Below are 4415 nucleotides of genomic sequence, written 5' to 3'. Positions count from 1 at the left end.
CCCCCAGGGCCGCCCACCCCACTCACATCATCCCGATGCAACCCCACGGAACAGTGCACGGTGCCCACTTCGCGTAAGGCGGCGAGGAGTTGCTGGCCGGTGGCGAAGGCTGCGATGAACTGCTGGCGGAACGCCTCGTCGGGCGCGGCGTCGAGAAGCGGTGCGGCTGCGGCCCGCAACCTGTCCTCTGCCGAGGAGTTCGGGTCGGGAAGCAACGCGTCCAGGGGCAGTGGGAGAAATCCCGCTGGTTCGACGAACCACAGCTCGGCGAGGGGATCCGCTGTGGAGGAATCGACAATGATCACGGGTGCGTTCACGTCCCTGCCCCTTCGTTCCCCCTGATGCCGGAGACGGCAGGAGGCACAGCATCGACGAACCGCGCTCCGGCACGACGGGCACGCTCAAGGTCGGCAGGGTCCACACCCTCCCAACTCCTTCGCGGGGCATGCTCGTCGAAGGCAGACGGTTGATAGAGAAAGTGCAGGCGCCTGGGCGCCTTACCGTCCCGGGAGGACACGGCCACGACACCCAGGAACCTCGGATCACCCGCAAACCACAGAGGCTCCAGTTGCGCCTTGAGTGCAGGCTTCGTACGTGGCCCCCCGATACGCCGCAGCCACCAGAACGCCCGGTGGTGCTTCACGAACACCAGGGGGATCCCTGCGCCTGAGCGGCTTGAGGGTTCGGGGAGCTCGATCCAGATCCCTTTACCTTCCGCTTCGGGGTGTTCATCGATTCCGCACCGAACCTTGGAGAGCACATGCCACGAATACTCTCTGATGACTGATCGAATCCGAAACAGTAAGGCCACTTGGAATATTTGGAGTGCGCTTCGATAGAATGCATAGCATAGCGGCGGCAAGAACAAGAAAATGAATCTCTGAGACAAGAAGGAAATCAGCACGTAGAGCATGCCAAACCAAGCGATAGGCCAGCCCATCAACCCCAATACCACCACGAGTCCACGCCTTCTCCAGGCGCGACGCGTGGGCGGGTGATCCCACGCCGAAGGGTACTCGGTGGAATTCAACTACGCTCCTTTCTTACACAGTCTTCAGAAAACGTGACGCACAAGGCCATAAATGCCGCCGGCATCAAGACCAAGTCGCGTACCGTCAATACCGGCCACGGCGCTGTCTTTCACTCCATCATCTTCGGCATCCACAATCTTGTTGTAGATGCCGAAGCCACTGGTTCCCACACCCACCAGACCGGACGCACCCTCGACAACCTTGGCGGCAACCCCTGGGTTGGTGCAGCCGCGTACCGCGCGTGCCACCAACTGATTTTCCAAGGATGCGACAGTCTTTGCCTCATTCAACGCATTCACTCCAAGAAGAGCGACCTTCTGCCCTACGGTTGTTGCCGTACTGCCACCTAGCGCGGCATGAATTCCCGTGTACGCGCCCTTACCAACCGCTCCAACCCCGGGCAGCACCCCTACGAAATCCGCACCTACTGAAACAAAGTTGCTCCAGAAATCAGCGTCAAGCTCACCCTTGCTGAATCCGTCCTTCAGCGACTCCCACGTTTCGCTATCTGAGAGTCGGAACGCCAGTGCTGCGAAACTCACCGTCGAAGACGCAAGCATCAGCATCGCCACAGTCGCCAGGCTCCACCCCAGAGGGCCGGAAAGGAGGAGGGCTGCGACGACGATCAGCCCCGCCGTGAAACTGAGGATGTCCGGCAGGTTGTCCGTCAGCCAGTCGAGTGCCTTGTCGAACATGCCGGGCTCATGCGGAGCCAGCTTCTTCGTCGCTTCGCGGATCTTCGTCGCGCGATGCTTGGCCTGGCGCTCATGCTCCTCGGCCAGCTTCTTCGCCTTGCCGATGACCTTGTCGAGTTCGGCCTGGGCCTCTTCGACATCTGCTTGGGCACGGGTCAGCGCCCGTTGCGCCGCACCGTCCCCGCTTCCCTTCTTCTCCAGGTCGGGATGGTCCTCCGCTTTGGTGGCCCGCCCCTTCGCCAGGTCCACAGCGGCCTGCGCCTCTTCGGCGTCGCTCTCCAACCGCTTCGCACGCCGCTGAAAGTCGTCCAGCTCGCCTTCCCAGCAGCTCAGTTGCTTGGCCGCTTTACGGATGGACCGCGCGGCGTTCCTCAGATTCAGCGGCAGCGGACCATCGTCGAGCTGTTCGCGAAAGGCGACGGCGGCGTCACCCTTCCAATAACTGCCGTCCAGCAGTTTGGTGACCAGCTCGTGGGTGTCCTCGAGTACCTTCGCGCAACCGCTCAGTTTCTTGTGCAGTCCGCGAACGGTCTCCGTATCGCCCGGTACGGGGTTGAATCCCAGGTGCGGATAGTCGGGGTACGGGATGCGGGGCGCCGACTTGAGCCCTTGGGGTTTGCCGAGGTCGGCCCTCGACTTGGGATCGAGAGCCGCGCCGGTGTCGTCGATCTGGGTGACGGTCACCGTCCGCCGCCCCCGCCCTTACCGGCACGGGCCCGTTCGAGGGCCGCTTCCAGGGCCTTGTCGACCTCGAGGTAGCTGTCCTTGCTCTTGCCGATGATCTCGGCGAGGTCCTCGGTCTGTTTGCCGATCTCCTCGGCCCCGTACTTCCAGTCGTCCTGGAAGTACTCACAGGCACGGTCGAGGTCGTCCGTGCCGAGTCCGGTGACAGTTCCGTCGGCGAGCGCCTGCCGTACACCCTTGAGCGAGCTCGACGACTTGCGCAGCGACTTCATGAAGCGTCCGAGCTCGTCCCCGTCGACCGCCAACCGCGGCTCAGCCATACGCCCGCCCTCTCCCGATCCATCTGCACCCATGGAAGGAACGAGAGGTTCCGTCTTTCGTGGCGCATCCGGAGCGGAGGGCCCTCTTTAGGAGGAGCGCACGGTTCAGCGGTTGATGGCCTGGATCTCCTGGACGACGACGTCCTGCGTGGCGCCGAAGTCGCCGTCGGGAAGGTCGCCGCCCGCGCCGCCGGTGCCGGTCCACTCGATCTTCCAGGTGACGGTGGCCGTGAGCTCGTACGAGTCGTCTCCCGAGGAACGCAGGTACTTCACACCACAGGGCGGGGTCCCGTCCGCCTTGCCCTTGGCGTACGGCTCACCGATACGGCCGTTCTGGATGTCGCAGACACCGGACGCCGGATAGGTCTCGGCGTCCGATGTGCCCGGCTCGATCTCCACGGAGACCGGTTCGGCGGTGGTCGTCGCCTCGATACCCAGCAACGGCACCGAGGCAGTCACCGACACCGGCTTGAACTGTGCCGCGTCCAGCCATGCCCAGGTGGGAAGGTTCACCTTTGTCGTGCCCTCCGGTGCGAGATCGACTTCCGTCGAGGGAACACGGATCTCGGCATAGGCGAGCTGGGCGAGGATCTCCGGGGTGACCGCCTGCGGGATGTCCGCCGGGGGGTCGTTGTTCTCATCCACCCAGAAGATGGGCTTGTCGCAGTCAAGGGCACCGGGCTCATCCTCACGCCCCGCTGTGACGTACGAGTCCCACCAGTACCCCTCATCGGCCTTGTCCTTGTTGAAGTCCGTGTAGGGGTGACCCTTGACGTAGCGATCACGCTGCGCCGCATCCCACTGATAGCCCGTCGATTCGGCTTCCCAAATGGGTTCCAAGTGCTTCTGCAACTGGTCAGGGGTGTACTTGGGGGCGTAGTAGCAAGCGGGCGGGGTCCAGCTCGTGGCGGAGGAAACCGGGCCTGCTTTCTGGCCCGAACCATTGTTACTCCGGTCGAAGACTACGACGCCGGCCGAAAGCGTCCCGTCCTCGGTGGCATCGCCGTGAACGTCCGTGCTGGGCTCTGGGCCTCGGGTTCCCCCACCGATCCCGTTGTCGGCCAAGGCAGGGGTACTACCCAGCAGTACCGCTCCGATCGCTACGGGAACCATGAGCACACGTGAGGTCAGGCAGAGGGCTGGCACCTGTCACTCCCCCTCTGAGAGAGCAGCTTCGTGACCACCCAGACTCCCTTGTCGTTCTTCTGGAGCCGCGTGTTGTAGAGCACATAACTGTTCTTGGTGACGGGAGTCTTGTTGACCTTTTCGTCCTTCAAGAACATGTCGTAGGCTTTGCCTTGATCCTCACAGTAGACAAGCGATCCGGAATTGTCGTCGCTCACGTTGACGGAGGCTTTGTAATAGCGGTAGGCGCCCGTCACCCTGGCTTCTTCCTTGACGTATGCCTGGATGAACTTCTCCGCCCCCGCAGCAGCTTCCCCCTCGTGGTAATAGAGGTAAGCCGCATCGAGGGCGTCCTGGTTGGCCATGGCGAGGTGCACCGCCTTGATGGACTGCTCGCTGTCCGCCAGGATCGCGTCCTTCTCCTTGTCACCAGTCTTGGACCAGTCGAAGGTGTAGGAGAGGTCGGGCGGCAGCTCGATCTTCGGGCGCCCCTCAGTGGCCGGAGCCGATTCGCTCGGCGGAGCTGACTTCTCGCCACTCGTGTCCGCGCCCGCGATCTT

Annotated in this window: 4 protein-coding genes and 1 pseudogene; all 5 read right to left on the bottom strand. The window is 63.0% G+C overall.

What is annotated here, in order from left to right; genetic code table 11:
- Positions 1–317: pseudogene (locus AOK11_RS29390) on the bottom strand (hypothetical protein); the annotation flags it as partial.
- Between the two features lie 737 nt (positions 318–1054).
- On the bottom strand, positions 1055–2410 hold the full coding sequence (locus tag AOK11_RS29385) for a hypothetical protein (protein ID WP_055596752.1): 1356 nt from the start codon (positions 2408–2410) through the stop codon (positions 1055–1057).
- Entirely contained in the window at positions 2407–2730 is a 324-nt protein-coding gene (locus AOK11_RS29380; protein ID WP_055596751.1) for a hypothetical protein, read from the bottom strand. Before AOK11_RS29380 ends, AOK11_RS29385 begins: the two co-directional genes overlap by 4 nt.
- A 105-nt stretch (positions 2731–2835) precedes the next feature.
- The gene (locus AOK11_RS29375) at positions 2836–3876 is read right to left on the bottom strand and encodes a hypothetical protein (RefSeq protein WP_055596750.1); all 1041 of its coding nucleotides are present in this window, start codon (positions 3874–3876) and stop codon (positions 2836–2838) included.
- Positions 3858–4415 (bottom strand): hypothetical protein (locus tag AOK11_RS29370; RefSeq protein ID WP_055596749.1); only part of this gene is annotated, 558 nt, incomplete at its 5' end. The genes AOK11_RS29370 and AOK11_RS29375, both read right to left, overlap by 19 nt.

This window comes from Streptomyces hirsutus (genome assembly GCF_001418415.1).
GTDB lineage: Bacteria > Actinomycetota > Actinomycetes > Streptomycetales > Streptomycetaceae > Streptomyces > Streptomyces hirsutus.
This window is presented reverse-complemented; position numbering and strand designations above follow the sequence as displayed.

Bases quoted from the DNA above. Each gene is read 5' to 3' on its own strand.
- AOK11_RS29380 (WP_055596751.1), bottom strand. From the start codon at position 2,730: ATGGCTGAGCCGCGGTTGGCGGTCGACGGGGACGAGCTCGGACGCTTC.